The sequence below is a fragment of the Pseudomonas phenolilytica genome (assembly GCF_021432765.1).
GTDB lineage: Bacteria > Pseudomonadota > Gammaproteobacteria > Pseudomonadales > Pseudomonadaceae > Stutzerimonas > Stutzerimonas phenolilytica.
Genome location: NZ_CP058908.1, coordinates 3,710,493 through 3,735,099, shown reverse-complemented (window position 1 = coordinate 3,735,099; position 24,607 = coordinate 3,710,493). Strand labels below are relative to the sequence as shown.

Annotated in this window: 31 protein-coding genes and 2 tRNA genes; 21 read left to right on the top strand and 12 right to left on the bottom strand. The window is 63.0% G+C overall.

What is annotated here, in order from left to right:
* Window positions 1-79: 79 nt before the first annotated feature.
* From HU825_RS17780 to HU825_RS17720, 13 genes are all read left to right on the top strand, one after another.
* Complete coding sequence (locus HU825_RS17780) at window positions 80-835, top strand: heme ABC transporter permease (protein WP_043297320.1); 756 nt, start codon at window positions 80-82, stop codon at window positions 833-835.
* Complete coding sequence (gene ccmD / locus HU825_RS17775; RefSeq protein WP_008570466.1) at window positions 832-1,008, top strand: heme exporter protein CcmD; 177 nt, start codon at window positions 832-834, stop codon at window positions 1,006-1,008. The genes HU825_RS17780 and ccmD overlap by 4 nt, the downstream gene beginning before the upstream one ends.
* Window positions 1,005-1,472 carry a cytochrome c maturation protein CcmE gene (gene ccmE / locus HU825_RS17770; RefSeq protein ID WP_008570465.1) on the top strand — a complete coding sequence of 156 codons (468 nt, stop codon included), beginning with the start codon at window positions 1,005-1,007 and terminating at the stop codon, window positions 1,470-1,472. Before ccmD ends, ccmE begins: the two co-directional genes overlap by 4 nt.
* Entirely contained in the window at window positions 1,469-3,442 is a 1,974-nt protein-coding gene (locus HU825_RS17765) for a heme lyase CcmF/NrfE family subunit (protein WP_043297318.1), read from the top strand. Before ccmE ends, HU825_RS17765 begins: the two co-directional genes overlap by 4 nt.
* Window position 3,443: 1 nt before the next feature.
* The gene (locus HU825_RS17760) at window positions 3,444-3,971 is read left to right on the top strand and encodes a DsbE family thiol:disulfide interchange protein (protein WP_043297317.1); all 528 of its coding nucleotides are present in this window, start codon (window positions 3,444-3,446) and stop codon (window positions 3,969-3,971) included.
* Window positions 3,968-4,441 carry a cytochrome c-type biogenesis protein gene (locus tag HU825_RS17755; protein WP_077682912.1) on the top strand — a complete coding sequence of 158 codons (474 nt, stop codon included), beginning with the start codon at window positions 3,968-3,970 and terminating at the stop codon, window positions 4,439-4,441. The genes HU825_RS17760 and HU825_RS17755 overlap by 4 nt, the downstream gene beginning before the upstream one ends.
* The gene (gene ccmI / locus HU825_RS17750; protein ID WP_054093343.1) at window positions 4,438-5,643 is read left to right on the top strand and encodes a c-type cytochrome biogenesis protein CcmI; all 1,206 of its coding nucleotides are present in this window, start codon (window positions 4,438-4,440) and stop codon (window positions 5,641-5,643) included. Before HU825_RS17755 ends, ccmI begins: the two co-directional genes overlap by 4 nt.
* Window positions 5,644-5,665: 22 nt before the next feature.
* Complete coding sequence (locus HU825_RS17745) at window positions 5,666-6,103, top strand: hypothetical protein (RefSeq protein ID WP_043297313.1); 438 nt, start codon at window positions 5,666-5,668, stop codon at window positions 6,101-6,103.
* A gap of 116 nt (window positions 6,104-6,219) precedes the next feature.
* Window positions 6,220-6,516 carry a flagellar protein FliT gene (gene fliT, locus HU825_RS17740; RefSeq protein ID WP_077682914.1) on the top strand — a complete coding sequence of 99 codons (297 nt, stop codon included), beginning with the start codon at window positions 6,220-6,222 and terminating at the stop codon, window positions 6,514-6,516.
* Window positions 6,517-6,933: 417 nt separating this feature from the next.
* Complete coding sequence (locus HU825_RS17735) at window positions 6,934-8,418, top strand: sigma-54 dependent transcriptional regulator (RefSeq protein WP_054093340.1); 1,485 nt, start codon at window positions 6,934-6,936, stop codon at window positions 8,416-8,418.
* 208 nt (window positions 8,419-8,626) lie between these two features.
* Complete coding sequence (locus HU825_RS17730) at window positions 8,627-9,733, top strand: sensor histidine kinase (RefSeq protein WP_284692210.1); 1,107 nt, start codon at window positions 8,627-8,629, stop codon at window positions 9,731-9,733.
* On the top strand, window positions 9,730-11,106 hold the full coding sequence (locus HU825_RS17725) for a sigma-54-dependent transcriptional regulator (RefSeq protein ID WP_234303422.1): 1,377 nt from the start codon (window positions 9,730-9,732) through the stop codon (window positions 11,104-11,106). Before HU825_RS17730 ends, HU825_RS17725 begins: the two co-directional genes overlap by 4 nt.
* Window positions 11,107-11,166: 60 nt before the next feature.
* Window positions 11,167-11,826, top strand: coding sequence for a thiopurine S-methyltransferase (locus tag HU825_RS17720; RefSeq protein ID WP_234302587.1), 660 nt, complete (start codon window positions 11,167-11,169; stop codon window positions 11,824-11,826).
* A gap of 48 nt (window positions 11,827-11,874) precedes the next feature.
* On the opposite strand, the gene HU825_RS17715 is transcribed toward HU825_RS17720, so the two are convergent.
* The 4 genes from HU825_RS17715 to HU825_RS17700 form a co-directional block, all read right to left on the bottom strand.
* Window positions 11,875-12,519 (bottom strand): DUF2959 domain-containing protein, encoded by a 645-nt coding sequence (locus HU825_RS17715; protein WP_043297304.1) that lies wholly within the window; start codon window positions 12,517-12,519, stop codon window positions 11,875-11,877.
* Between the two features lie 81 nt (window positions 12,520-12,600).
* Entirely contained in the window at window positions 12,601-13,473 is an 873-nt protein-coding gene (gene htpX, locus HU825_RS17710; protein ID WP_003287654.1) for a protease HtpX, read from the bottom strand.
* Window positions 13,474-13,555: 82 nt separating this feature from the next.
* Window positions 13,556-14,011, bottom strand: a complete 456-nt coding sequence (locus HU825_RS17705; protein WP_234302586.1) for a hypothetical protein — start codon at window positions 14,009-14,011, stop codon at window positions 13,556-13,558.
* A 4-nt stretch (window positions 14,012-14,015) separates the two neighbouring features.
* The gene (locus HU825_RS17700) at window positions 14,016-15,227 is read right to left on the bottom strand and encodes a pyridoxal phosphate-dependent aminotransferase (RefSeq protein WP_043297301.1); all 1,212 of its coding nucleotides are present in this window, start codon (window positions 15,225-15,227) and stop codon (window positions 14,016-14,018) included.
* A gap of 190 nt (window positions 15,228-15,417) precedes the next feature.
* Here HU825_RS17700 and msrB point away from each other — a divergent pair, with 190 nt between their 5' ends.
* On the top strand, window positions 15,418-15,816 hold the full coding sequence (gene msrB, locus HU825_RS17695; RefSeq protein ID WP_043297300.1) for a peptide-methionine (R)-S-oxide reductase MsrB: 399 nt from the start codon (window positions 15,418-15,420) through the stop codon (window positions 15,814-15,816).
* Between the two features lie 104 nt (window positions 15,817-15,920).
* A complete protein-coding gene (locus HU825_RS17690) occupies window positions 15,921-16,811 on the top strand; it encodes an ATP-binding protein (protein WP_054093334.1) in 891 nt (296 codons plus the stop codon).
* 55 nt (window positions 16,812-16,866) lie between these two features.
* Here HU825_RS17690 and HU825_RS17685 read toward each other — a convergent pair whose 3' ends face one another.
* The gene (locus HU825_RS17685) at window positions 16,867-17,544 is read right to left on the bottom strand and encodes a glutathione S-transferase family protein (RefSeq protein ID WP_234303421.1); all 678 of its coding nucleotides are present in this window, start codon (window positions 17,542-17,544) and stop codon (window positions 16,867-16,869) included.
* Window positions 17,545-17,564: 20 nt separating this feature from the next.
* On the bottom strand, window positions 17,565-18,332 hold the full coding sequence (locus HU825_RS17680; RefSeq protein ID WP_234302585.1) for a hypothetical protein: 768 nt from the start codon (window positions 18,330-18,332) through the stop codon (window positions 17,565-17,567).
* 200 nt (window positions 18,333-18,532) lie between these two features.
* Between HU825_RS17680 and HU825_RS17675 the strand changes: the two genes are divergently transcribed.
* Window positions 18,533-18,608: transfer RNA gene (locus HU825_RS17675), tRNA-Glu, on the top strand.
* A 5-nt stretch (window positions 18,609-18,613) separates the two neighbouring features.
* Window positions 18,614-18,689: transfer RNA gene (locus tag HU825_RS17670), tRNA-Gly, on the top strand.
* A gap of 131 nt (window positions 18,690-18,820) precedes the next feature.
* Here the strand turns inward: HU825_RS17670 and HU825_RS17665 are convergent.
* Complete coding sequence (locus HU825_RS17665) at window positions 18,821-19,105, bottom strand: metal-sensing transcriptional repressor (protein WP_043297294.1); 285 nt, start codon at window positions 19,103-19,105, stop codon at window positions 18,821-18,823.
* A gap of 179 nt (window positions 19,106-19,284) precedes the next feature.
* On the opposite strand from HU825_RS17665, the gene HU825_RS17660 reads away from it, so the two are divergent.
* The 4 genes from HU825_RS17660 to HU825_RS17645 are packed head-to-tail and all read left to right on the top strand — an operon-like array spanning window position 19,285 to window position 20,666.
* Window positions 19,285-19,608, top strand: a complete 324-nt coding sequence (locus HU825_RS17660; RefSeq protein WP_054093331.1) for an ArsR/SmtB family transcription factor — start codon at window positions 19,285-19,287, stop codon at window positions 19,606-19,608.
* Entirely contained in the window at window positions 19,605-20,039 is a 435-nt protein-coding gene (locus tag HU825_RS17655; RefSeq protein ID WP_043297291.1) for a YeeE/YedE family protein, read from the top strand. The genes HU825_RS17660 and HU825_RS17655 overlap by 4 nt, the downstream gene beginning before the upstream one ends.
* Before the next feature lie 2 nt (window positions 20,040-20,041).
* Window positions 20,042-20,461, top strand: a complete 420-nt coding sequence (locus HU825_RS17650) for a DUF6691 family protein (RefSeq protein ID WP_054093330.1) — start codon at window positions 20,042-20,044, stop codon at window positions 20,459-20,461.
* Window positions 20,462-20,474: 13 nt separating this feature from the next.
* Window positions 20,475-20,666: a YgaP family membrane protein gene (locus HU825_RS17645; protein ID WP_008570439.1), complete on the top strand. Its 192-nt coding sequence runs from the start codon at window positions 20,475-20,477 to the stop codon at window positions 20,664-20,666.
* 52 nt (window positions 20,667-20,718) lie between these two features.
* Here HU825_RS17645 and HU825_RS17640 read toward each other — a convergent pair whose 3' ends face one another.
* The 5 genes from HU825_RS17640 to HU825_RS17620 all read right to left on the bottom strand — a co-directional run bounded on the left by HU825_RS17640 (window position 20,719) and on the right by HU825_RS17620 (window position 24,604).
* The gene (locus HU825_RS17640) at window positions 20,719-21,147 is read right to left on the bottom strand and encodes a DUF2141 domain-containing protein (RefSeq protein WP_138301118.1); all 429 of its coding nucleotides are present in this window, start codon (window positions 21,145-21,147) and stop codon (window positions 20,719-20,721) included.
* Window positions 21,148-21,263: 116 nt separating this feature from the next.
* On the bottom strand, window positions 21,264-21,644 hold the full coding sequence (locus tag HU825_RS17635; protein WP_043297289.1) for a rhodanese-like domain-containing protein: 381 nt from the start codon (window positions 21,642-21,644) through the stop codon (window positions 21,264-21,266).
* A gap of 41 nt (window positions 21,645-21,685) precedes the next feature.
* Window positions 21,686-22,549 carry an MBL fold metallo-hydrolase gene (locus tag HU825_RS17630; protein ID WP_234302583.1) on the bottom strand — a complete coding sequence of 288 codons (864 nt, stop codon included), beginning with the start codon at window positions 22,547-22,549 and terminating at the stop codon, window positions 21,686-21,688.
* 95 nt (window positions 22,550-22,644) lie between these two features.
* Window positions 22,645-23,391 carry an ABC transporter ATP-binding protein gene (locus HU825_RS17625; RefSeq protein ID WP_043297287.1) on the bottom strand — a complete coding sequence of 249 codons (747 nt, stop codon included), beginning with the start codon at window positions 23,389-23,391 and terminating at the stop codon, window positions 22,645-22,647.
* Window positions 23,384-24,604, bottom strand: a complete 1,221-nt coding sequence (locus tag HU825_RS17620) for an ABC transporter permease (protein WP_234302582.1) — start codon at window positions 24,602-24,604, stop codon at window positions 23,384-23,386. The genes HU825_RS17625 and HU825_RS17620 overlap by 8 nt, the downstream gene beginning before the upstream one ends.
* Window positions 24,605-24,607 lie beyond the last annotated feature (3 nt).

Below are 24,607 nucleotides of genomic sequence, written 5' to 3'. Positions count from 1 at the left end.
GGAGTCGCTAAGCTCATGCGGCCGCTGAAATGGATTGTCGAGGCCGGGTTTTCGGTCTCTTACCACGATGAGTCATTCGATGAACTGGACATGGTTTCACAAGCTGGGTTCGCCCAAGTGGTTCTACGAGATCAGCGGCCGCTGGCTGCCGTGGCTGGGCTGGAGCGCGGCTATCCTCATCGTCGTGGGAACGATCTGGGCGCTGGCGTTCGCCCCCGAGGATTACCAGCAGGGCAACAGCTTTCGCATCATCTACATCCACGTTCCGGCGGCGTTCCTCGCCCAGTCGGTTTACGTGATGCTGGCCGTGGCGGGTGTGGTCGGTCTGGTCTGGAAGATGAAGCTCGCCGACGTGGCGTTGCAGCAGGCCGCGCCCATCGGGGCCTGGATGACCTTCATCGCACTGCTAACCGGCGCGGTCTGGGGCAAGCCCACCTGGGGCGCCTGGTGGGTGTGGGATGCACGCCTGACCTCGATGCTGATCCTGCTGTTCCTCTATTTCGGCGTGATCGCGCTCGGTCAGGCGATCAGCAATCGTGACAGCGCCGCCAAGGCCTGTGCGGTGCTGGCGATCGTCGGCGTGGTGAACATTCCGATCATCAAATACTCGGTCGAATGGTGGAATACCCTGCACCAGCCGGCCACCTTCAAGGTCACCGAGAAACCGGCGATGCCCGTCGAGATGTGGCTGCCTCTGCTGGTCATGGTGCTGGGCTTCTACTGTTTCTTCGCCGCCGTGCTGCTGATGCGCATGCGCCTGGAAGTACTGCGCCGCGAGTCGCGTAGCAGCTGGGCGAAAACCGAAGTCACCGCTTTGGTGGGGAAAATGTCGTGAATTTTTCATCCTTCGCCGATTTCATCGCCATGGGCAACCACGGCCTGTACGTCTGGACCTCCTATGGCATCAGCCTGGCGGTACTGATCCTGAACGCGGCGCTGCCGATGCTGGCGCGTCGCCGTTACCTGCAAGACGAGGCGCGCCGTTTGCGCCGGGAGGAAGTGAAGTGAATCCGGTGCGCAAGAAACGCCTGTTCATCGTGCTGGCGATCCTGGCTGGCGTCGGTATCGCCGTCGCCTTGGCCCTGTCGGCGCTGCAGCAGAACATCAACCTGTTCTACACGCCGACGCAGATCGCCAATGGTGAAGCGCCCGAGGGCACGCGAATTCGCGCCGGCGGGCTGGTGGAAACCGGCTCGGTGCAGCGTTCCAGCGATTCGCTGAGCGTGTCCTTCCGCGTGACCGACGGTGTGGAGACGGTGACGATCAACTATCAGGGCATCCTGCCGGATTTGTTTCGCGAAGGGCAGGGCATCGTCGCGCTGGGGCGGGTGAACGCCGATGGCGTGCTGGTCGCTGACGAAGTGCTGGCCAAGCACGATGAAAACTACATGCCGCCGGAGGTATCGCAGGCGCTCGAGAAGAGCGGCATGATGAAGCACTACGAGGGCGGCAAGCAGGAGTACGCGAAATGATTCCTGAACTTGGCCATCTGGCGATGATCCTCGCGCTGTGCCTGGCCTGTGTGCAGGGCACATTGCCGCTGATCGGCGCCTGGCGTGGTGATCGGCAATGGATGAGTCTGGCGCAGCCGGCGGCCTGGGGGCAGTTCGCGTTCCTCGCCTTCGCGTTCGTCTGTCTGACCTATGCGTTCATGGTCGACGACTTCTCCGTTTCCTACGTGGCGCAGAACTCCAACAGCGCGTTGCCCTGGTACTACAAGTTCAGCGCGGTATGGGGCGCTCACGAGGGCTCGCTGCTGCTCTGGGCTTTCATCCTGTCGGCCTGGACCTTTGCCGTCTCGGTGTTCTCGCGGCAACTGCCGGAAGAAATGCTGGCGCGCGTGCTGGGGGTAATGGGGCTGATCAGCATCGGCTTTCTGTTGTTCCTCATTGTCACCTCCAACCCGTTCGACCGCCTGCTGCCGCAGTCGCCGACGGATGGCCGTGATCTCAACCCGTTGTTGCAGGACTTCGGTCTGGTGGTGCACCCGCCGATGCTTTACATGGGTTACGTCGGCTTCTCTGTGGCCTTCGCCTTCGCTATCGCGGCATTGCTCGGCGGGCGCCTGGACGCGGCCTGGGCGCGCTGGTCGCGCCCCTGGACGCTGGTGGCCTGGGCATTTCTTGGCATCGGTATCGCGCTGGGCTCCTGGTGGGCCTATTACGAACTGGGCTGGGGTGGCTGGTGGTTCTGGGATCCGGTGGAAAACGCCTCGTTCATGCCCTGGCTGGTCGGCACGGCGCTGATCCATTCGCTGGCCGTCACCGAGAAACGCGGTGTGTTCAAGAGCTGGACGGTACTGCTGGCGATCGCCGCGTTCTCGCTCAGCCTGCTGGGCACCTTCCTGGTGCGTTCCGGCGTGCTGACCTCCGTGCACGCGTTTGCAACGGATCCTGAGCGCGGCGTGTTCATCCTGGTCTTCCTGCTGTTGGTGGTGGGCGGTTCGCTGACGCTGTTCGCCCTGCGTGCGCCAGTGGTCAAGAGCCAGGTCGGCTTCGGCCTGTGGTCACGTGAAACGCTGCTGCTGATCAACAACCTGCTGCTGGTGGTCGCCACGGCGATGATCCTGCTCGGCACGCTGTATCCGCTGCTACTCGATGCGCTATCGGGAGCCAAACTGTCGGTGGGACCACCTTATTTCAACGCCATGTTCGTACCGCTGATGGCAGCGCTGTTACTGGCCCTTGCGGTCGGCATTCTGGTGCGCTGGAAGGACACGCCATTGCGCTGGCTGCTGGGCATGCTGACACCAGTGCTGATCGCCAGTGCAGTGCTCGGCGGGTTGGGCGCGCTCGCGTTCGGAGACTTCCACTGGGCGGTACTGGCTGTCAGCTTCCTGGCGGCCTGGGTAGTCCTGGCGAGCGTGCGTGACCTGCTCGACAAGACCCGGCACAAAGGGCTGCTGAACGGAATGCGCAGCCTGGCGCCAAGCTACTGGGGCATGCATCTGGCGCATATCGGCCTGGTGATGTGTGCGCTGGGCGTCGTCCTCACCAGCCAACAGAGTGCCGAGCGCGACCTTCGCCTGGCGCCGGGCGAGTCGCTAGAGCTGGGTGGCTATCAGTTCGTCTTCGAAGGCGCGCAGCATCACGAAGGGCCGAACTACACCTCCGATCGCGCCACCATTCGCGTACTCGACGGTGATCGCCAGATCGCCGTTCTGCACCCCGAGAAACGCCTCTATACCGTGCAGCAGATGCCGATGACCGAGGCAGGCATCGACGCAGGCTTTACCCGTGACCTCTACGTGGCGCTGGGCGAGCCGCTGGGCGATGGCGCCTGGGCCGTACGCGTGCATATCAAACCCTTCGTGCGCTGGATCTGGCTCGGTGGGTTGATGATGGCCTTTGGCGGCATGCTGGCGGCAAGTGACCGGCGGTATCGGGTCAAGGTGAAAACCCGCGTGCGTGAAGCGCTGGGGCTGGCTGGACAAGGAGCCTGATGTGAAACGAGTGTTGATGTTGCTGCCGCTGGCGATCTTTCTGGTAGTGGCGGTATTTCTGTATCGCGGGCTGTTCCTCGATCCGACCGAGTTGCCTTCGGCACTGATCGGCAAGCCGTTTCCAGCGTTCGAGCTGCCAGCGGTGGAAGGTGACCGGCAGGTGCGCCGCGAGGACTTGCTGGGCAAGCCGGCGCTGGTGAACGTCTGGGCGACCTGGTGTCCGACCTGCAAGGCCGAGCACACCATGCTCAACCGCCTGGCGGAGCAGGGCGTCGTGATTCACGGCATCAACTACAAGGATGAAAACGCCAAGGCACAGCAGTGGCTCAAGGATTTCCTCGATCCCTACCAGCTGAACATCAGTGATCCGGATGGCAAGCTGGGCTTGGACCTGGGCGTCTATGGTGCGCCGGAAACCTTCCTGATCGACAAGAACGGCATCATTCGCCACAAGTACGTTGGGGCGATCGACGAGCGAGTCTGGCGCGAGCAGCTGGCGGCGCTTTACCAGGAGCTGGTGGACGAATGAAATCGATGATCCGCACGCTGCTGTTCGGTTTGCTCGTCAGCGCTACCGCACATGCTGCCATCGACACCTATGACTTCAAGAACGAAGCCGAGCGCGAGCGTTACCGCACGCTCACCGAAGAGCTGCGCTGTCCGAAGTGCCAGAACCAGAACATCGCCGACTCCAACGCGCCGATTGCAATGGACCTGCGCGAAGAGATTTTCCGCATGCTGGAAGAAGGCAAGAGCAACGACGAGATCGTCGCCTACCTGGTCGATCGCTATGGCGATTTCGTGCGCTACAACCCGCCGGTAAACACCACCACACTGCTGCTCTGGTACGGCCCGGCGGGCCTGCTGATTCTTGGTTTCGGTGTCCTGACGGTGATCCTGGTCCGCCGTCGCCGCGCGGATGCCGCACCTGCGGCAAGAACCCTTTCCGATGCCGAGCGCAAACGCCTCGCCACGTTGCTGGATAAAAAAGACTCATGATCGATTTCTGGATTGCTGCCGGCGTATTGCTGCTGGTGGCTCTGGCCTTTCTGCTGCTACCGATCCTGCGCGGGCGCAAGGCCCAGGCGGAAGAAGACCGCACCGCACTAAATGTCGCCCTGTATCAGGAGCGTCTCGCTGAGCTTGCTGCCCAGCGGGCCGCCGGCACCCTTACCGAGGAGCAACTAGAAGCCGGGCGCGCCGATGCCGCACGCGAGCTGCTGGACGATACCGAGGGCAGCGACGCCACGCGCAGCGCGCGGTTGGGACGTGCGGTGCCGCTGCTGGCGGCGCTGCTGGTGCCTCTGCTCGGCTACGGTCTGTACTTGCACTGGGGCGCCAGCGATAAGGTCGAGCTGGCCCGCCAGTTCGGCGAGCAGCCGCGCTCTCTCGAGGAAATGACGTTGCGCCTGGAGCGGGCTGTCGAAGCGCAGCCCGATTCCGCCGAGGGCTGGTACTTCCTCGGGCGGACATATATGAACCAGGAGCGTCCGGCTGACGCCGCCAAGGCGTTCGCCCGCGTGATCGAGTTGGCCGGCCGGCAGCCAGAGCTGCTTGGGCAGTGGGCACAGGCGCAGTATTTCGCCGGCAATCGGCAGTGGACGAAGGAACTGCAGGCGCTGACTGACGAAGCCTTGCGCGCCGATCCGCAGGAGGTGACCAGTCTTGGTCTGCTGGGGATCGCGGCGTACGAGGAAGGCCGCTTTCAGGATGCGATTGGCTTCTGGGAGCGTCTGGTGGCCACGCTGCCGGAAGAGGACCCGTCCCGTGAGGCGATCAAGGGCGGTATTGCCCGCGCGCGTGAGCAGATTGGCGAGACAGCAGCTGCGCCGGCGGCAGCCGGAGAATCGGCGGCGGTTCGGCTTCAGATCGAGGTTACCTTGGACCCGTCGCTGCAGGACGATGTGCGTCCGGATGACAGCGTATTCGTGTTCGCCCGTGCCGTATCGGGGCCGGCGATCCCGTTGGCGGCCAAGCGCCTGCGCGTTGCCGATCTGCCGGCCAACATCAGCCTGGGCGACGCGGATGCGATGATGCCGCAGCTGAAGATGTCCAATTACCCTGAGGTGAAGTTGGTGGCGCGCATTTCGCGCGAGGGTAATGCAACCAAAGGTGAGTGGGCGGGTCAGAGCGAAGCGTTGAAAACCGCAGGTGGCGACAAAACGATTCGCCTGATGATCGACAAGCCCGACGCTCCTTGACGCGCCGGCAGGGAGCGGAGTGATGAAGATGGTGCGCGTAGGCGATATTTGGTTGGTGCGGCACGCGCAGCGGATCGCAGCGCTGGGCGCGACGCTGCTTCTGGCAGCGTGTGCGGGTACGCCCTACGAGGCCGAACGGCCGGTGCCGCCCGCCAAGCCTGTGCCGCAGGCACCGGCTCCACGCGGTCCGGTCATCGCTCCGCCGCCGATCCAAGCCCCACCGGCGCCGCGAGCGCCATCGGTGCAGCGCAGCCATCCGCGCTATGCGCCGCCGCCGCATGCGGCGGCGCATTGGGATAATCGGTTGGGCGTTTATGTGGTGGAAGGCACCGAGCTGTTCTACCGCGAACGTCTTTACTACCGCTGGGATGGCGATTGGTACTGCTCCGGGCGCCCCGATGGCCCGTGGGATCCAGTGGCGCCACCTAGCGTTCCGCCAGGACTGCGCAACCGCTACTGATCGAGATCGGCTTGTCCGGCGAGTCTTTTCGTAGACTCTGCTAAAGCCCGCTGGCGGGGTGCCGATAAGCAGGAAGCAGCTAGCGGCTGCATGATGAGCCTGCTCGGAGTCGATCCATGAATATGTCCGTCAAACGTCTCGAAGAAACCGGCAGCGCCTTGCGCAATGCACTGGCGCAACAGGACTGGGCGGCTATCGGTGTGCTCGATCGTCAGTGCCGGCAAGCAGTCGATGAAGCCATGGGCGAGTCTGAGCGCGACGAAGTTCAGGTGCGCCAGGGCATGCTGCAGTTGCTGAACCTCTACGGAGAGCTGGTCAGCGCATGCCAGACGGAGCGCCAGCGTATCGCCGGCGAGTTGCGTCAATTCAACCAGGCGCGCGAGAGCGCCAAGGTCTACCAGCTGTTTGGATAGTCGCAGTCTTGCTGGTGCAACATAGCGTCAATCTGCCACAGCTGACTGTGTCGCCTTTGAGGCGTCGGTCGCCAAGGCGATCGTATTACCGCTCCGACCCACTTGCCGGAAAATCCGACATCTTCCTTCTGGTGCTGTCAATTAGCTATCAAAATAGACGATTGATAGATTTTTGACTCTGCGGACGTTACGCCTTTACTCCTTTCATATTCCTAACCGGTGACAGCGGAAGTGTGTGTTGGCTCCGATTAACGGCATTTTCAGCACCGCCTTTGGTCGACAATTCACGTCATAAATTTGACTCCGTTCATTTTTTTTAATTAACTACCGGCCAATTGCCTCTGGTGTGGCCGCGTTTCTCCATGGATGCGAAAACTCCGGCGCTTCTTCCCGCAAGCCAAGAGCCCTATAAACAAGATGTGGCGTGATACCAAGATTTTGTTAATAGACGATGATCGTGACCGTTGTCGTGACTTGACTGTGATCCTGAATTTCCTCAGCGAGGATCATCTGGCGTGTTCCAGCCACGATTGGCGCGACGCCGTGGGGGGCTTGGAGTCGCGGAGCGTGATTGGCGTCCTGCTGGGCGAGGTCACTAGCAAGGGCGGGGCGGTCGAGCTGTTCAAGCAGATGAGTCAGTGGGACGAGAACGTGCCGGTAATCCTGATTGGCGAACCGGTGCCGACGGATTGGCCGGAAGAGCTGCGCCGCCGCGTGCTCACCAGCCTCGAGATGCCTCCCAGCTACAACAAGCTGCTCGATTCGCTGCACCGCGCGCAGATTTACCGGGAAATGTACGATCAGGCCAAGGGCCGCGGGCGTCAGCGCGAGCCGAATCTGTTTCGTAGCCTGGTCGGTACCAGCCGCGCCGTGCAGCACGTTCGCGAAATGATGCAGCAGGTCGCCGACACCGAGGCCAGCGTGTTGATACTCGGCGAATCCGGGACTGGCAAGGAAGTTGTCGCGCGCAACCTGCACTACCACTCCAAGCGACGCCAGGCACCGTTCGTGCCGGTGAACTGCGGCGCGATTCCGGCGGAACTGCTGGAGAGCGAGCTGTTTGGTCACGAGAAAGGCGCCTTCACCGGTGCGATCACGGCACGCGCCGGGCGTTTCGAGCTCGCCGAGGGCGGCACCCTGTTCCTCGACGAGATCGGCGACATGCCGCTGCCGATGCAGGTCAAGCTGCTGCGCGTGTTGCAGGAACGCACCTTCGAGCGCGTGGGCAGCAACCGCACGCAGGTGGCCGATGTGCGCATCATCGCCGCCACGCACAAGGATCTGGAGAAGATGATCGAGGCGGGCACATTCCGCGAAGATCTCTATTACCGCCTGAATGTCTTCCCGATCGAGATGGCGCCGCTGCGCGAGCGCGTTGAAGACATACCGCTGCTGATGAACGAACTGATCTCGCGTATGGAGCACGAGAAGCGCGGTTCGATCCGCTTCAACTCGGCGGCCATCATGTCGCTTTGCCGGCACGATTGGCCGGGCAACATTCGCGAGCTGGCTAATCTCGTCGAGCGAATGGCCATCATGCATCCGTATGGGGTAATCGGCGTCATGGAGCTGCCGAAGAAGTTTCGCCATGTCGATGACGACGACGAGCAGTATGCCGTCAGCCTGCATGATGAGATGGAAGAGCGGGCCGCGATCAGCGCGCCGATGGCGGTTCCCGAAGCGCATGCCATGCTGCCGATCGAGGGGCTGGATCTCAAGGAATACCTGGGCAACCTCGAACAGGGCCTGATCCATCAAGCGCTGGAAGATGCCGGCGGCGTTGTGGCACGGGCCGCGGAGCGTCTGCGCATCCGCCGCACGACGTTGGTGGAGAAAATGCGCAAGTACGGCATGAACCGCCGCGACGACGACAACGGCGAGTTGGCGTCAACCGAAGACTGATCGCCTGGCGGGAATGGCCGTATCGGTTGTTGCCGGTACGGCTCGTCCATCTCTGCCCTTTCCACGCCCACCGTATCTCGGGCACGAACCTTGCTCCCGCCAGTGACAGGTCTTTTTTTTGACAGTCACGAGTGGAACAGTGAGCGCAGCCTCTAGCCCATCCCCCGCCGAACGTCCCTGCGCGCCATCGCTCGATGGGCTTGCCCAGCTGCAAAGCCAGCTGGACGCCACCCAGCAGCGGATGGCTGCACGCGTGGCATCGCTCGAAGGTCAGTTGGACGCCGCCAGCGCGCTACGTCTGCGCGAGCTGGATGAAAAGGAGCGGCTGGCCCAGCGACTGCGCAGCCTGCTCGATCTGCTTCCCGGTGGCGTGGTGGTGCTCGACGGACATGGCGTAGTGCGCGAAGCCAATCCGGTTGCCGTCGAGCTCTTGGGCGAGCCGCTGGAAAACCAGCTGTGGCGCAACGTTATCGCACGCTGCTTCGCCCCGCGACACGACGACGGCCATGAAATATCGCTCGCCAACGGGCGGCGGGTTGCGCTTGCCACACGCTCGCTGAGCGGCGAGCCGGGGCAGCTGGTACTGCTCACCGACATGACCGAGACCCGCCGGCTGCAGGATCAGTTGGCGCGTCATCAGCGCCTGTCCTCACTCGGGCGTATGGTCGCCTCACTGGCGCATCAGATTCGCACGCCGCTGAGCTCTGCCTTGCTCTACGCCAGCCACCTGGAAGAGGGTGGGCTGAGCACGGAACAGCAGACGCGTTTTGCAGGGCGCCTGAAGAGCCGGCTGCACGAACTGGAGCATCAGGTTCGCGACATGCTGGTGTTCGCCCGCGGCGATCTGCCTCTGCAGGATCGCATTACTCCGGCCGAGCTGTTCGGTGCGCTACGCGCGGCGGCCGAGCCGCGCTTGCAGAATACCCACCTGCGCTGGCAGTGCGATGCGTCGCAAGGGCTGCTGCTGTGCAACCGTGACACGCTGGTCGGCGCATTGCTCAATCTGATCGAAAATGCCGTGCAGGCTGCAGGCGCCGGTGTGCGGCTGAAGATTCATCTCTACGCACGCGGCGACCGGTTGCGCCTGTGCGTCAGCGACAACGGGCCGGGCATCGAGCCGGCGCTGCTGGCGCGGCTGGGCGAGCCTTTTCTCACCACCAAGGCGACCGGTACCGGACTCGGGTTGGCGGTGGTCAAGGCTGTTGCGCGCGCCCATCACGGCGAGCTGCAGCTGCTTTCCCGCCCTGGACGAGGCACCTGCGCGCGGCTGGTGATTCCCCTGCTTCTAGCAGGCCCGCAGGAGATTTGCGAATGACCGGCAGGATACTTCTGGTTGAAGACGACCACGCGTTGCGTGAAGCGCTGGGCGATACCCTTGAGGTCGGCGGTTATGCCTATCGTGCCGTGGTGAGCGCCGAGGCGGCACTGGAGGCGCTGCGCGAAGAGGCGTTCGGCCTGGTAGTCAGTGACGTCAATATGCCGGGCATGGATGGCCACGAGCTGTTGAGCGTGATTCGCCAGCGTTATCCGCAGGTACCGGTGCTGCTAATGACCGCTTTCGGCGCCATCGACCGCGCGGTGCAGGCCATGCGTCAGGGGGCGGTGGATTACCTGCTCAAGCCATTCGAGCCGAAAGCGCTGCTGAGCCTGATCGCGCAGCACGTCTGCGGCCGCTTGGGTGATGATGAGCCGGGGCCGGTCGCTCATGCGCCGGCCAGCCGGCAGCTACTCGAGCTGGCCGCACGGGTGGCACAGAGCGATTCCACAGTGCTGATCTCCGGCGAGTCGGGGACTGGCAAGGAAGTGCTGGCGCGTTACATCCATCATCGGTCGCCACGGGCGAGTGGGCCGTTCATTGCAATCAACTGTGCGGCCATTCCCGACAACATGCTCGAGGCCACATTGTTCGGCCATGAGAAGGGCGCCTTTACCGGAGCGGTCGCTGCGCAGCCGGGCAAGTTCGAGCTGGCCGACGGCGGTACGCTGCTGCTCGACGAGATATCCGAGATGCCTTTGCCGTTGCAGGCCAAGCTGCTGCGGGTGCTGCAGGAGCGCGAAGTGGAGCGGATCGGCGCGCGCAGGCCGGTCACGCTCGATATCCGCGTGCTCGCCACAACCAACCGTAATCTGCGGGGCGAAGTGGCGGCGGGGCGTTTTCGTGAGGATCTGTACTATCGGCTGTCGGTCTTTCCCTTGGCGTGGGCGCCACTGCGTGAACGGGCTGCGGATATCGTGCCGCTGGCCGAGCGGTTATTGGCCAAGCATGGGCAGAAAATGCGACAGGCACCGGCACGGTTGTCCGAGGCCGCGCGGCGCTGCCTGCAGGCCCACGCCTGGCCAGGGAACGTCCGCGAGCTGGACAACGCTATTCAGCGCGCGCTGATTCTTCAGCGCGGCGGCGTGATCGAGCCGGCCGACCTCTGCCTCGACGGCGTTGAGCTGATGCTCGCGTCCGTCCCAAGCCAGGCGCCAGCGGCAAGCGATGTCGCGGCGAAACCTCCCGCGGCGCTGGGAGAGGATCTGCGGCAGCACGAATTCCAGCTGATCATCGAAACCTTGCGCAGCGAACGCGGGCGCCGCAAGGAAGCGGCGGATCGCCTCGGTATCAGCCCGCGTACCCTGCGCTACAAGCTGGCGCAGATGCGTGATGCCGGATTCGATGTCGAGGCTGCGCTCTACGCCGAATGATCGGCTTCGCCTGTAAGGCTCTCTGCTAAGCTGCCGTCTTCAGTGAAAGGAGGTTCGCGGATGCACGAAGACTTCTGGCTGCAGCGCTGGGCGCGCAATGAAATCGGTTTTCACCTCGGCATGGTGCATCCCGGACTGCGGCGTCATTGGCCGCGGCTTGGCCTTGCGCCGGGTGCACAGGTGCTGGTGCCGCTGTGCGGCAAGAGCGTGGATCTTGCCTGGCTGGCCGAACAGGGATATCGGGTGCTGGGCGTCGAGCTGAGCGAGAAGGCAGTCGAAGCGTTCTTCGCGGAACAGCAGCTCGACGCCGAAGTCTCCCGAGCCGGGCCGTTCAAGATTTTCCGCGCGGGCGCGCTGGAGATTCGCTGCGGTGATATTTTCGCGCTCGCCGCGCTGGATGTCGCCGATTGCCAGGCTCTATACGACCGTGCTGCGCTGATTGCCTTGCCGCCGTCTATGCGCCAGCGTTACGCGGCACACCTTTCGGCAATCCTGCCGAATGTCTGTCAGCAATTGCTGATTACCCTCGATTACGAGCAGTCGCAGATGGATGGGCCGCCCTTTGCCGTCGATGCCACCGAGGTTACTGCGCTTTATGCGGCCGGCTGGCGCGTCGAACTGCTCGAGTCGAAGGAAGTTCTGGAACGCAATCCGCGTATGCGTGAGTGCGGTCTGGGGCGCCTGGAGGAGAGTTTCTATCACCTGCGGCGCCCGGTCTGAAGCATCCTGGCACGCTTGTCATGCCGCCTCGTCGGCCGGGTGGTGCGCTCAGCTTGCCGCCTGCAGGCGGCGGATGAAGCTATCCGCCTCGTCGATGGCTCGCTGCATATCCGCCATCAGCTGGTCGACGTTGCTCTGCAGCGTCCGGTATTCGCCCTGCAGTGCGCCAATGGCGCGTGCGTTTAGATTGTGCTTGAGAAACAGCACCTGATCGTGCAGCACCGCAAGTACCGGCGCGATGCGCTTCTCGGCAGCTTTCATGCGCTGCAGTAATGTGCGGTATTCGCTGCGCGTGCGGCTCAGCTCACGCGCGCTGGCGTTCTTCAGGCTGGCGTTGCTGTACTGCTGCAATTCGTCTTCCCATTCGTCGAACAGTGCCTCCGCGACGTCTTCGACAGCCTCGATTCGTGCGCGCACGTCGTTGGCTGCGGCGACACTGGCCTCGTATTCCCGGTTCAGTGCCTCGTAGCGCTGTTCCAGATCGCCGCCATTAACTTTGACGACGCTGCGGTAGCGTTCTAGCGCATCCTTGAACTGCTGCTTGGCGTCCTGCTGCGAGTCGCGGGCATCCTCGACGCGATCGACCAGGATGTCGCGTTTATGGACGCCTGCCTTTTCCATCGCGGAGTAATAGGCGCTCTGGCAGCCGCTGAGCGTGAGCATGACGCAGCAGGTGAGTAAGAGTCGGCGCATGAGGGTTCCTTTGTGCGCGGGGGAAAGAAGATAGACAAACAAAAAGGGCGACTTGCGTCGCCCTTTGTCATCCGAACGTGCTCAGCCGCGCTGACGCAGCGCCTCGATGCGATCGTCCAGCGACGGGTGGGTCATGAACAGCCCGGCCATGCCATGCTTCAGCGCGCCGTTGATGCCGAACGCCTTGAGCGTATCCGGCATCTGAACCGGCACGCCTTGTTCGGCCTGCAGACGGCGCAGCGCGCCGATCATGGCCTGGGTGCCGGCGAGCTGTGCGCCGGCTTCATCGGCGCGGTATTCGCGTTTGCGCGAGAACCACATGACGATGATGCTGGCCAGCAGACCCAACACCAGTTCCGCGAAAATGGTCGCGACGAAGTAGCCAATGCCTTGGCCTTCCTCGTTCTTGAGGATCGCTTTGTCGACGAAGTTGCCGAAGATCCGCGCGAAGAACATCACGAAGGTGTTCACCACGCCCTGGACCAGCGCGAGCGTGACCATGTCGCCGTTGGCCACGTGACCAATCTCATGGGCCAGTACGGCTTTGACCTCGTCCGGCGAGAAACGCTCCAGAAGACCCTGGCTGACGGCCACTAGGGCATCGTTCTTGTTCCAGCCGGTGGCGAAGGCGTTGGCCTCGTAGGCCGGGAAGATACCGACTTCCGGCATCTTGATGCCGGCTTCGCGCGACAGTTGTTCGACAGTCTGCAGCAGCCACTGCTCATGGCGCGTACGAGGCTGGCTGATGATCTCGGTGCGGGTGCTCATCTTCGCCATCCACTTGGAGATGAACAGCGAAACCAGCGAGCCGGCAAAGCCGAAGACCGCGCAGAAGGCCAGCAGGCTGCCATAGTTCTGGCCAGTGTAACGGTCGACTCCGAGCACCTTGAGCGTGATGCTGGCGATCAGCAGTACCGCGAGGTTGGTGGCCACGAACAGAAAAATGCGCATCATGGTTGCGACTGACTCCGGGAGTACGAGAAGGAACGTAGGCTATATAAGGTGCGCCCCTGGCCTATTCAACCGGGCGACTATTTCAAGCTATGTCGCGTCGTGCTGGAAGCGGGCCGCTTTCAAAGAGTAGTCGGGCCAATCGGGCGAGACGCTCGCTGTTTCCGCTTTTCAGCGCTTCGCGTAGCTGATGGGCGAGGCTGGCATGAACGCGTTGCACGCTCGAAGGCAAGGTTTCCGTTGCGGCGGGCAAATCGGGAACGCTGCGAGTCAGGCGCAGGAACGCCTTTTCGGTGAGTACGGCCTGATCCAGAGCCTGATACTGAATGGTGCTGTCGAAGCGCAGATAGTCCTCTTCGGCCAGCCATAGCAGCGTCCCAAGGCAGCCCTGGTGGCGCTTACTCGGCAGGCCGAATTCGTCCGGCTCCTCACGGCCGATCAGGTCCTCGATGTACAGCGCGGCCTTGCGCGGAAAGGCCTGATAGAGCATCAGCAGGCCTGCCGCCGCGTCCCGGTAGAAATCGTCGATGTGCAGATCCATGCCGCTACTGGTGATAGGTCTTGAGGAAGTTGCCTATGCGACCGATCGCCTGTTCCAGATCGTCGACGCGCGGCAGCGTGACCACGCGGAAATGATCCGGCCATGGCCAGTTGAACGCCGTGCCCTGGACGATCAGCAGCTTCTCGGCCAACAGCAGATCGAGCACGAACTTCTCATCGTTGTGAATCGGACAAACCTTCGGGTCGATCCGCGGGAAGGCGTAGAGTGCGCCCATCGGCTTGACGCAGCTGATGCCTGGGATGTCGTTGAGCAGTTCCCAGGTGCGGTTGCGCTGCTCGATCAGGCGGCCTGGCGGCAATATCAGGTCGTTGATGCTCTGGTAGCCGCCCAGTGCTGTCTGGATCGCATGCTGGGCCGGCACGTTGGCGCATAGGCGCATGTTGGCCAGAATATCCAGGCCTTCGATGTAGCTCTGCGCTTTCTGCTTGGGGCCGGAAATCGCGACCCATCCCGAGCGGAAGCCTGCCACCCGATAGGATTTGGACAGGCCATTGAAGGTTAGGCAGAGCACGTCCGGTGCCAGCGAGGCGGTGGAAATGTGCACGGCGTCGTCGTAGAGAATCTTGTCGTAGATCTCGTCGGAGAACAGTACCAGCTTGTGCTGGCGTGCCAGCTCCACCATGCCCTCCAGCACTTCTTTGGGATAGACCGCGCCGGTCGGGTTGTTCGGGTTGATCAATACCAACGCCTTGGTGTTCGGCGTGATCTTGGCCTTGATATCGGCCAGGTCCGGCCACCAGTTGGCCTGCTCATCGCACAGGTAATGCACCGGCTTGCCACCGGCCAGGCTGACGGCAGCAGTCCACAGCGGGTAGTCCGGCGCCGGGATCAACACCTCGTCGCCGTTGTTCAGCAGCGCCTGCATGGACATGACGATCAGCTCGGACACGCCGTTGCCGAGGTAGATGTCCTCGATGCCGACGCCTTCGACCTGCTTCTGCTGGTAGTACTGCATGATCGCCTTGCGGGCGCTGAACAGGCCTTTGGAATCGCTGTAGCCCTGGGCGGTGGGCAGATTGCGGATCACGTCCTGGAGGATTTCCTCCGGGGCCTCGAAACCGAACGGCGCCGGGTTGCCGATGTTCAGCTTGAGGATGCGATGGCCTTCCTCTTCCAGGCGTTTGGCGTGCCGTAGCACCGGCCCGCGAATGTCGTAGCAGACATTGGCGAGCTTGTTCGATTTGCTGACCTGCATGATCCTGAGTGTCCCGAAGTGAAAACGCGCCAGCTCCGGAGTGGCTGGCCTCGCTTGGCATGAACCCGGGCGCCTTGGCAGTCGGAAACCCCGCTGCCAGACTAGGCGTCGAAGAGCCACGCATGATACGTGCGGCCCGATCACCGGAAAAGGTACAGATCGGCCTTTTTTAAGCTGTGGAGGTGTACCGATGGATAAGCTGGAAAAACCGCTCGAAGTCTGGCGCGAAGAGCTTTCCGACGAGCAGTTCCAGATCTGCCGCCTCGGTGCCACCGAGCGCCCGTTCAGCGGCAAGTACAACGACAGCAAGACCCCCGGTATCTACCGTTGCGTCTGTTGCGGTGCGCCGCTGTTCGATTCGGCTGCCAAGTTCGATTCAGGTTGCGGCTGGCCCAGTTACTTCCAGCCGGTCAGCGACACGGCGATCGCCAGTCTGGATGATTTCAGTCACGGTATGCATCGCATCGAGGTGCGTTGCGCGCGCTGCGATGCGCACCTCGGCCACGTGTTCCCCGATGGACCGCGACCAACCGGCTTGCGCTATTGCATCAACTCCGCGTCTCTTGAGCTGGAGCCGCGCGAGGCCTGATTTTTTCGGCCGCGAAGACGATTGCAGCCGCCCGCTACGTCGATGGGGTAGTGGGTGTGGCGCGAGCGTCGCTCAATTCTATGAATCACATCTGGAGTCGTTCGATGGATGTCGAGCTGAAAGCATTTCTGCGGCGTGCCGAGGCGCTGCTGACGCGTGTCGAGCCGTTGTTGCCGACACCCCATGAGGCCATCGACTGGGGTGTGACCATTGCCGCGCGCTGGCAGCGAGAGGAGCGTGGGGGCTGGCTGGCGCCGTTGCGCGTGAGTCTCGATCTGTCACTGGACGACCTGATCGGCATCGACCGCCAGCGTGATCTGCTGGCGGTCAATACCCGCCAGTTCGTTTCCGGAATGCCGGCCAACCATGCGCTGCTGTGGGGCGCGCGCGGCACCGGCAAGTCGTCGCTGATCCGCGCGCTGTTGGCTGAATATGCCGCAGCCGGGCTACGTCTGATCGAGATCGAGCGCGACCACCTGGCCGATCTGCCACGTCTGGTGGAGGCGCTTGCCGGCGAGCGGCGGGCGTTCGTGGTGTTCTGCGACGACCTTTCCTTTGAGGCCGGTGAGGGGGATTACCGGGTGCTCAAGAGTGTGCTCGACGGGTCGCTGGAACGTGCGCCGGATAACGTGCTGCTGTACGCCACCTCCAACCGCCGCCATCTCGTGCCGGAGCGGCAGAGCGATAACGAGCACTGGCAGATGGTCGATGGAGAGTTGCATCCCAACGAGGCGGTGGAGGACAAGATTGCCTTGTCCGACCGATTCGGCCTGTGGCTGTCGTTCTACCCGTTCAGTCAGGAGCACTATCTGCGTGTCGTTCGCCACTGGATCGGCTCGCTGGCAGATCAAGCCGGGCTGGACTGGGGCTGGAACGAGGCGCTGGAGAAAGATGCGATTCGCTGGGCAACCGGACGCGGTAACCGCAACGGACGCTGCGCATACCAATATGCTCGCCAGTGGGTCGGCCAGCGTTTGCTTGAGCGCCGCGATTGAAGAATTGCAGCACCTCGGTCGGGCGCTGCGTACGCTTATGGTCGAGTGGGCGGGCTCAGCGTGCCGCCGCTTTGGCCATTTCCTTGAGCTTGTCGTTCATGCGTTGCTCGCTGGGCAGCAGGCTGGCAAGCGAAGGCAGGGCAAGCATGCGGGCGTAATGAGCGCCCAGTGCGGGCCAGCGAGCGGTGTCCAGCGATTCACCGCCGTGGGCCATATTGACCAACTGGCTGGCGATGGCGAGATCGGCCAGCGACAGGCGTCCGCCAACGAAATAGTCCTGCTGCCCCAGTTGCTGCTCGAGGTAATCGAGGTGTGGCGGCAGTTTCTCGTGCAGTGCTGACTGTACGGCTTGCTCGTCGCAGCTATGCCCCGAGCTCGGTTTGAGTATGCGATTGGCAAAAATGCAGAAAGTTGTCAGCGGCGCGAGTTCGTAGTCGGCGTATTTCTCCAGCCATCGAATCCTTGCCCGGCTTGCCGCGTCATCGCCGTACAGGCGGTGCGCATCGGCATAAGCGTCTTCGAGGTACTGACAGATCACGCTCGAGTCGGCCATCGTAATGTCGCCGTCGCGCAGCGCGGGAATACGGCCGAGGGGGTTGAGCTGTAGATACCAGTCCGGCGGATTGAACGGCATCACCATTTCCAGCTGATGGTCGAGCGCTTTTTCCAGCAGGCAGAGCCTGACCTTGCGTACGAACGGCGAAAGCGGGGCTCCGTAAACCGTCAGTGTCATTGTTGTTCTCTCTGTAGGGCCTAGTAGACGTTGTTCTTCTTCCACAGATCCTCGTCGTCGAATGCCTTCATGCCTTCGGCCAGTTCGCTCGGCTCATCTGCGGCGGGACGCGCCTGATTCGCTACCAATGCATTGGCGTGATCGAGAAGATTCTGCAATTGCTTGAGTTGCGCCGAGTACTCGACTGTAGACGGCTGTTTGCGAATGTGCTGGATCGCGCGCTCGAAGGCCAGGCGCGCGCGTTGTGGCAGGTTCTGTTGCAGCGCCTGACGGCCGAGACCGGCAAAGTATTCAATGTGCAGGACGGCTAGCAGGCGCTGGATTTCCTGAACCCAGCGGCGACCTTCGTCCTGGCCGAGCTGACGCTCCTTGGCTGCTCGAACAATCTGTGCATGGAGATCTTCGAGCATGAAGCGCACCTCCTTGGCCTGGGCTTCGCTGACGATCTGCCGTGGCGGATTGCGAACCGGGATAGCATCGCCTTCGGCGATCTCGCTGCGCAGGCTCTGGATTCGGCCGGCCAGCTGATCGTTGCCGCGCTCGAGCGGCAGCAGCCGTTCGCTGAGGTTCAGCTCGAGGCGGGCGAGCACCTGCTTCAGGGCCGGCGTCATCATCTGCCCGGGCAGCGCTTCGCTGAGATTGCTGCAGCGGCGTCGGCGATCGTTCAGGTCTGCGCGTAGCCTGGCTTTCTCCAGGTTCTTTCGCTCGACGAGTTGGTTGATATAGCCGATAGCGACCAGCAGAACCACGCCGGCAACGACCAGGCCGGTGATCATTAAAGGAGACACATCAGGCACTCCGTGCGGCTGAGTTTGCGCCTGAGTGTAGTGGTTGGGGTGGCAAGCTGATAGCTCCGAAGGCGATGTCGATTTTTTTTGTTTGCAGGGTTGACGGGCTATCGGTGCCTCCATAAAATGCGCGCCACTTGCAGCGTGAAGCACCAAACGAAGCGCAGCAAGCCGGAATCAGGCTGTAGTTTCCGGGGTGTGTCCCCTTCGTCTAGTGGCCTAGGACACCGCCCTTTCACGGCGGTAACAGGGGTTCGAGTCCCCTAGGGGACGCCAAGTTTGCGGGAATAGCTCAGTTGGTAGAGCACGACCTTGCCAAGGTCGGGGTCGCGAGTTCGAGTCTCGTTTCCCGCTCCAAATTCCCTTCACATGCCGATCAGGCATCTGGAGCTAAAAAGCGACCTAAGGGTCGCTTTTTTTATGTCCGCAATTCCTCACGTCACTCATTCTCTTCACGGGCATCGCTAGGCGGCAGCCGCGTCGATCACTCAGGTGTACTTGGTGAAGATACTGCGCACACGCTCCAGTGCAGCAGCCGTGTCCTGGTCCTGATCGTGTAGCGCCTCCTCGAGCAGACAGGTCAGCATCAGCCTATAGGCCTTATCCAGTGCGCTGCGGGCGGCCGAGAACTGCTGAGCAATGGCCTCGCATTCCTCGCCACGCTTGATCATCGCCTGGATGCCGCGAATCTGGCCTTCGACCCGGGCCAGCCGCTTGAGCATGGCCTGCTGCTGGTCCTGCATGTCGATCGACGTTATTGCCTGGTCTTCCATCAATCACCTCGGCGGGAAGAAACGAACAGAGCGCCCGGCGCGAGTACGTTGCGTGGGTTGGTCATATACCGGTAGGGGCATCCTAGCGACGGCATCGAGCGTTGACTACCGTTGTGTTGACAAGCGGGTCGGCAAACAATATACATATAAATATATTGTTTTTCTTGAAGGTGTTGGTTGTGACGCTTGCTTCTGCTGAATTGGATATACAACGCCTGCGCGAAAGCGCGGCGGCTGCAGGTCAGCTCCTGCGCGCGCTCGCGAATCCGGACCGGCTACTCCTGCTATGCCAGTTGAGCCAGGGCGAGCGCAATGTCAGCGACATGGAGCAGTTGCTGGGCATCCAGCAGCCGACGCTGTCGCAACAGCTGGCCGTGCTGCGGCGTGAGGGCCTGGTGGAGACCCGTCGCGACGGCAAGCAGATCTTCTATCGCATCGCCAGCCCCGAGGCGCTGGCGGTCATCGCCACGCTCTATCAACTTTTCTGCGGGAGCGAGCAATGACTATCGATTGGGTCAATTTCACCCCTTGGTCGGCATTAGCCGGCGGCGCGTTGATCGGCCTGGCAGCTGCTCTGTTCATCATGCTGAATGGCCGCATTGCCGGTATCAGCGGCCTGCTCGCCAGCCTGCTGGAGCGCAAGGCGGAGGGGCGGGGCGAGAAGGCGCTGTTCCTGCTTGGCATCCTGCTGGCGCCCTTGCTGTGGCTGATGGCCGGCGAATGGCCGCGGATGGAATTCCAGACCAATTGGCTTGGCCTGCTGATCGCCGGCGTGCTGGTCGGTGTAGGGACGCGCTATGGCGCTGGCTGCACCAGCGGACACGGCGTTTGCGGTATATCACGCCTCTCGGCGCGTTCTATCGTCGCGACCCTGACCTTCATGGCCGCAGGATTCGCGACCGTTTTCGTCATTCGCCATCTTGTCGGAGCTTGAACATGCGCAAGCTGACTGCATTTGCCGCGGGTCTGCTGTTCGGTATCGGCCTGCTGCTTTCGGGCATGGCCAATCCGGCCAAGGTGATCGGTTTTCTCGACCTGGCGGGTGCCTGGGACCCGTCACTGGCCCTGGTGATGGCCGGTGCCATCGCAGTGGCGCTGCTGCCGTTCGGCTGGGCGCGGCGTCGCCATGTCTCGCTGCTCGAGGCACCGATGCGCTTGCCGGAGAAGCGTGAGCTGGATCGGCGCCTGATTGGCGGCAGCCTGCTGTTCGGTGTGGGCTGGGGTATCGCCGGCATCTGTCCAGGTCCGGCGCTGGCCACGCTGCTGTCCGGGCGCTGGCAGGTCGTACTGTTCGTCGTGGCGATGCTCGGCGGAATGTTGCTCTTCACTGCGCTGGAGAACCGGCGCGCGCACTGACCTGGAGGTCATCATGAAAGCCAATGTGGGAACAATCGATCGTACGGTGCGGATAGTGGTCGGGCTGTTGCTGATCGGTCTGACGCTGGGCGGCGTGATCGGCATGTGGGGCTGGATCGGCCTGCTCCCGCTTGCGACGGGCATCTTCCGTTTCTGCCCCGCATACGGTCTGCTGGGCATCAAGACCTGCAAGCTGCGCCATTAACGGCACACCCGCCGCTGGTCGGCAATCGACCGGCGGCGGCCATCACATGCGCTCAGTAGCGCATGTCGATAATGATGGTCGTGCTCTGCTCGGGGACGACGTCGAAAGCGCTGTCTTCGAAGGCCGGCGGGCCCATCACCTTGGGGTTATTGGACAGACCGTAGCCTTCGGCTGGAAACATGCCGAAGCGGCGGTCGAGTTCGCCGTTGCCATTCTCGTCATGGTAGGCCATGACCGCATAACGTCCCGGCGGAACATCACCGAAAGTCAGCGTCACGTCGCCGGTTGCCGCGGGGGCCTGCTTGGTGGCGAATGCCTTGGCCTCCTTGCGGAAGGTCTTCGGATCGGCGTACAACCCGACTCGCACATTGCCCCGGTCATGCTCGACGCCCGCCAGGGTGATCTTCAGCTCCTGAGCCTGCGCCAACTGGATCGTGCCGATGCCAATGCCCAGCAGCAGCGCCCATATCCCTCGCTTCATCGTCTTCATCTCCGCGGTCATTGCGTGGCGGCCATTGCGACCGCCGCGTTGCGTGCAGAAGTCTAGCGTGATCGCGCAACGCCACCTGATGGTTTGTCTGTCGTTTGAACACGAATTCAACTGAAGTCGGGCAGGCTCGGAGTCGTTTGCGGCAGGCCGGCGGCGCACCAGGCATCGAAGCCGCCTTCGACGGACCGGACCTGCAGATAGCCCATCTCCCGCAGCGCTGCGGCAGCGAGCGCTGCGCGCCCTCCGGTCTTGCAGTAGAGCACGATCGCCAGATCGCGCGAATCGAACTCGGGCATGCCGCTGAGCTTGAACTCCAGCACGCCACGCGGAATGTTCACGGCACCGGGAATGTGCGCGACGTGGTACTCGTCGCCTTCGCGCACGTCGATCAGTACGTCCGCTTCGCGAATCGCCGCTTCGGCATCGGCAATCGGAACTTCCCGGATGCGGGTCCGGGCCTCGACGACGAGGTCATGGGCGGTTTTCATGTGGCGGTCTCCCGTGAGTCAAAGGTTCGTGATCTGGGCGGTCAGAGCCTGTCCAGGGGTATCTTCAGGTAGCGCGTGCCGTTGCTCTCCGCTGGGGGCAGTTCGCCGCCGCGCATGTTGACCTGAACCGAAGGCAGGATCAGTGCCGGCAGCCCGAGCGTGGCATCGCTCGCGGTACGCATGGTCACGAACTCCTCCTCGTCGATGCCGGCGTGGATATGAATGTTGTGCGCGCGCTCGGCGCCGATACTGGTTTCGTGGAAGAACGTCTCGCGGCCTGACGCCTTGTAGTCATGGCAGAGGAACACGCGGGTGCTGTCGGGCAGGGCGAACAGTTTCTGGATCGAGCGGTACAGCGTGCGCGCGTCGCCGCCGGGAAAGTCGCAGCGGGCGGTGCCGTAGTCGGGCATGAACAGCGTATCGCCGACGAAGGCGGCGTCGCCGATCAGGTAGGTGAGGCAGGCGGGCGTGTGGCCTGGCGTATGCAGTGCCTGTGCATCGAGGCTGCCGATTTGGAACCGTTCGCCGTCACGGAACAGCTGATCGAACTGCCGTCCATCGGTGGCGAATCCGGCGCCGGCGTTGAACAGTTCGGCAAAGGTACGTTGCACTTCGGTGATGCGCTCGCCAATGGCGAGCCGGCCGCCCAGGTGCTGCTTGAGATAGTGAGCGGCGCTCAGGTGATCGGCATGCACATGGGTTTCCAGCAGCCATTTGACTTGCAGATCGTGCGTGCGGATGTAGTCGATGATGCGATCGGCGGCCTGATGCGATGTACGTCCGGAGGCGGCGTCATAGTCGAGCACGGAGTCGATCACCGCGCACTGGCGCGTCTGCGGATCGCTGACAACGTAGCTGTAGGTGAAGGTGGCGGGGTCGAAGAAGGCTTCAATCCGGGCGCTCATGTCGCAACTCCTTTCAACGTATTAATACCCTATGGAGTATGCAAGCCTGTCGATAGTAGCGCGTTTTTCGTGGTTGCGTTTCGTTGGGCCGACGACTATTTCGACGGTGGCGACTGCACATCGAGAGGCGAATTCAACGCGTCGCTGACGATCTGTCCGTCGACGAGCTGCACGGTGCGCGCGCAGTTGGCCGCCAGGCGCGGGTCGTGGGTTACCACCAGCACCGCGCAGCCGAACTGTGCATTGATGCGGTGGAACAGCTCGAACACGCTCTGCGCGGTGCGTGTGTCGAGGTTTCCGGTCGGCTCGTCGGCCAGCAGCAGCGGTGGGCGGGTCACCAGCGCACGGGCGATGGCGACCCGCTGCTGTTGGCCACCGGAAATCTGCGTGGGCTTCTTGTCGGCGTACGCGGCGAGGCCGACCTCGTCGAGCAGGCTGCGCGCCAGATCGATCTCCGTCGCCGACGGTTTACCGTGCCGGATCATCAGCGGCATCAGCACGTTATCCAGCACGCTGAATGCTGAGATCAGGTGATGGAACTGGAAGACGAAGCCGATCGCTTCGTTGCGCAGGCGCGTGCGTGTCTCGTCATCGACCGTCCGCGTCGGCCGGCCGAGCAGGTACAGCTCGCCGGCACTCGGCGGGTCGAGCAGGCCAATGACGTTCAGCAGCGTGCTCTTGCCCGAGCCGGACGGACCGATAAGCGCGGTCAGCTCGCCGGCGCACAGGCGCAGGTCGATGCCGTGCAGCACCTCGCTTTCCAGTGGCGTGCCGAGGTTGAAACTCTTGCGCACGCCTTCCAGGCGCAGTACTTCGCGTGGAGGCAGGGTCGGATCAGACATAGCGAATGGCCACCGCCGGGTCGTAGTGTGCCGCGCGGCGGGCGGGCAGGGCGGCAGCCAGCACGCCGGTCACGGTTGCCACGAGCATGGCCAGCGGCACCAGCGTCGGGTCGACCGGAATGAAGAACAGCCGTGGCCCCAGCAGGTTGAACACCTGCACCAATCCCCAGCCGACGCCGCCGCCGCAGGCCGAACCGAGCAGGCCGAGCAGGCCGCCCTGGATCAGAAATACCCGCAGGATCTGCTGGCGTGGGCTGCCCATCGCGCGCAGGATGCCGATCTCCCGGGTGCGTTGGACGACACTGACGGCAAGCACGCTGGCGATGCCGAAGGCCACCGAGATGCCGACGAACACGCGAATCATCTCGGTGGTCATGCTCTGGGAGCTAAGCGCGTTGAGCAGCTGGCCGTTGGTATCCATCCAGCTTTCGGCGCGCAGGCCGGTCAAGCGGGCGAGGCGGCGGGCGATCCGGTCGGCCTCGAAAATCTGCGCCACGGTGGTGTCGATCACCGTCACGCCGCCCGGCAGGTCGAGCAGGGTCTGCGCCTGCTTGAGATCCAGATAGACGTAGCGCTCGTCCAGCTCGCGCACGCCCAGCTCGAAGATTCCGGCGATATCGACGACCGCCTCGCGCCCCTCGCCGGCGTCCAGGCGCAGCTTGTCGCCGACGCCAAGGCCCAGGTCGCGCGCCAGTTCGGTGCCGATCACCGCGTCGCCGGCACCGACGCGCAGTTCGCCCGCAACCAGTTCCTCGGCCAGCGGGATGATGCGCTGGTAGCGCTGTGGATCGATGCCGACCAGCGCCACCGAAGCCCGCGCGACGCCGCGGCGCGCCAGCGCCGGACCGCTGATCACCGGCGATACGGCGAGCACCTGGGCGTCCTGATCGAGCACGTCGCGCACATCCTGCCAATTGCTGATCGAACGCAGGCGCTGGGCGCGCGGGCTTTCCAGCAGCAGCGTCAGCGTGCCATCGGCTGCCGGCAGCACGCGATTGACCTCGTCCGGCGGCAGGATGCGAATGTGCGACTGGGTGCCGAGCGTGCGCTCGATCACGTTGGCCTGCAGGCCGGTGATCAACGCGGTTATGAAGACGATCACCGCCGAGCCCACGGCGATGCCGAAAACGATCAGCAGCGTCTGCAGGCGGTTATCGAGCAGAAAGCGCAAGGCGATTTTCCACTCGGTCCACAGCGAGTCGAGCAGGCGCATCGG

Coding starts and splice junctions, on each gene's coding strand:
- HU825_RS17780 (WP_043297320.1), top strand. CDS start 80: ATGAACTGGACATGGTTTCACAAGCTGGGTTCGCCCAAGTGGTTCTAC.
- HU825_RS17765 (WP_043297318.1), top strand. CDS start 1,469: ATGATTCCTGAACTTGGCCATCTGGCGATGATCCTCGCGCTGTGCCTG.
- HU825_RS17755 (WP_077682912.1), top strand. CDS start 3,968: ATGAAATCGATGATCCGCACGCTGCTGTTCGGTTTGCTCGTCAGCGCT.
- ccmI (WP_054093343.1), top strand. CDS start 4,438: ATGATCGATTTCTGGATTGCTGCCGGCGTATTGCTGCTGGTGGCTCTG.
- HU825_RS17745 (WP_043297313.1), top strand. CDS start 5,666: ATGAAGATGGTGCGCGTAGGCGATATTTGGTTGGTGCGGCACGCGCAG.
- fliT (WP_077682914.1), top strand. CDS start 6,220: ATGAATATGTCCGTCAAACGTCTCGAAGAAACCGGCAGCGCCTTGCGC.
- HU825_RS17735 (WP_054093340.1), top strand. CDS start 6,934: ATGTGGCGTGATACCAAGATTTTGTTAATAGACGATGATCGTGACCGT.
- HU825_RS17725 (WP_234303422.1), top strand. CDS start 9,730: ATGACCGGCAGGATACTTCTGGTTGAAGACGACCACGCGTTGCGTGAA.
- HU825_RS17720 (WP_234302587.1), top strand. CDS start 11,167: ATGCACGAAGACTTCTGGCTGCAGCGCTGGGCGCGCAATGAAATCGGT.
- HU825_RS17715 (WP_043297304.1), bottom strand. CDS start 12,519: ATGCGCCGACTCTTACTCACCTGCTGCGTCATGCTCACGCTCAGCGGC.
- htpX (WP_003287654.1), bottom strand. CDS start 13,473: ATGATGCGCATTTTTCTGTTCGTGGCCACCAACCTCGCGGTACTGCTG.
- HU825_RS17705 (WP_234302586.1), bottom strand. CDS start 14,011: ATGGATCTGCACATCGACGATTTCTACCGGGACGCGGCGGCAGGCCTG.
- HU825_RS17700 (WP_043297301.1), bottom strand. CDS start 15,227: ATGCAGGTCAGCAAATCGAACAAGCTCGCCAATGTCTGCTACGACATT.
- msrB (WP_043297300.1), top strand. CDS start 15,418: ATGGATAAGCTGGAAAAACCGCTCGAAGTCTGGCGCGAAGAGCTTTCC.
- HU825_RS17690 (WP_054093334.1), top strand. CDS start 15,921: ATGGATGTCGAGCTGAAAGCATTTCTGCGGCGTGCCGAGGCGCTGCTG.
- HU825_RS17685 (WP_234303421.1), bottom strand. CDS start 17,544: ATGACACTGACGGTTTACGGAGCCCCGCTTTCGCCGTTCGTACGCAAG.
- HU825_RS17665 (WP_043297294.1), bottom strand. CDS start 19,105: ATGGAAGACCAGGCAATAACGTCGATCGACATGCAGGACCAGCAGCAG.
- HU825_RS17655 (WP_043297291.1), top strand. CDS start 19,605: ATGACTATCGATTGGGTCAATTTCACCCCTTGGTCGGCATTAGCCGGC.
- HU825_RS17650 (WP_054093330.1), top strand. CDS start 20,042: ATGCGCAAGCTGACTGCATTTGCCGCGGGTCTGCTGTTCGGTATCGGC.
- HU825_RS17645 (WP_008570439.1), top strand. CDS start 20,475: ATGAAAGCCAATGTGGGAACAATCGATCGTACGGTGCGGATAGTGGTC.
- HU825_RS17640 (WP_138301118.1), bottom strand. CDS start 21,147: ATGAAGCGAGGGATATGGGCGCTGCTGCTGGGCATTGGCATCGGCACG.
- HU825_RS17635 (WP_043297289.1), bottom strand. CDS start 21,644: ATGAAAACCGCCCATGACCTCGTCGTCGAGGCCCGGACCCGCATCCGG.
- HU825_RS17630 (WP_234302583.1), bottom strand. CDS start 22,549: ATGAGCGCCCGGATTGAAGCCTTCTTCGACCCCGCCACCTTCACCTAC.
- HU825_RS17625 (WP_043297287.1), bottom strand. CDS start 23,391: ATGTCTGATCCGACCCTGCCTCCACGCGAAGTACTGCGCCTGGAAGGC.
- HU825_RS17620 (WP_234302582.1), bottom strand. CDS start 24,604: ATGCGCCTGCTCGACTCGCTGTGGACCGAGTGGAAAATCGCCTTGCGC.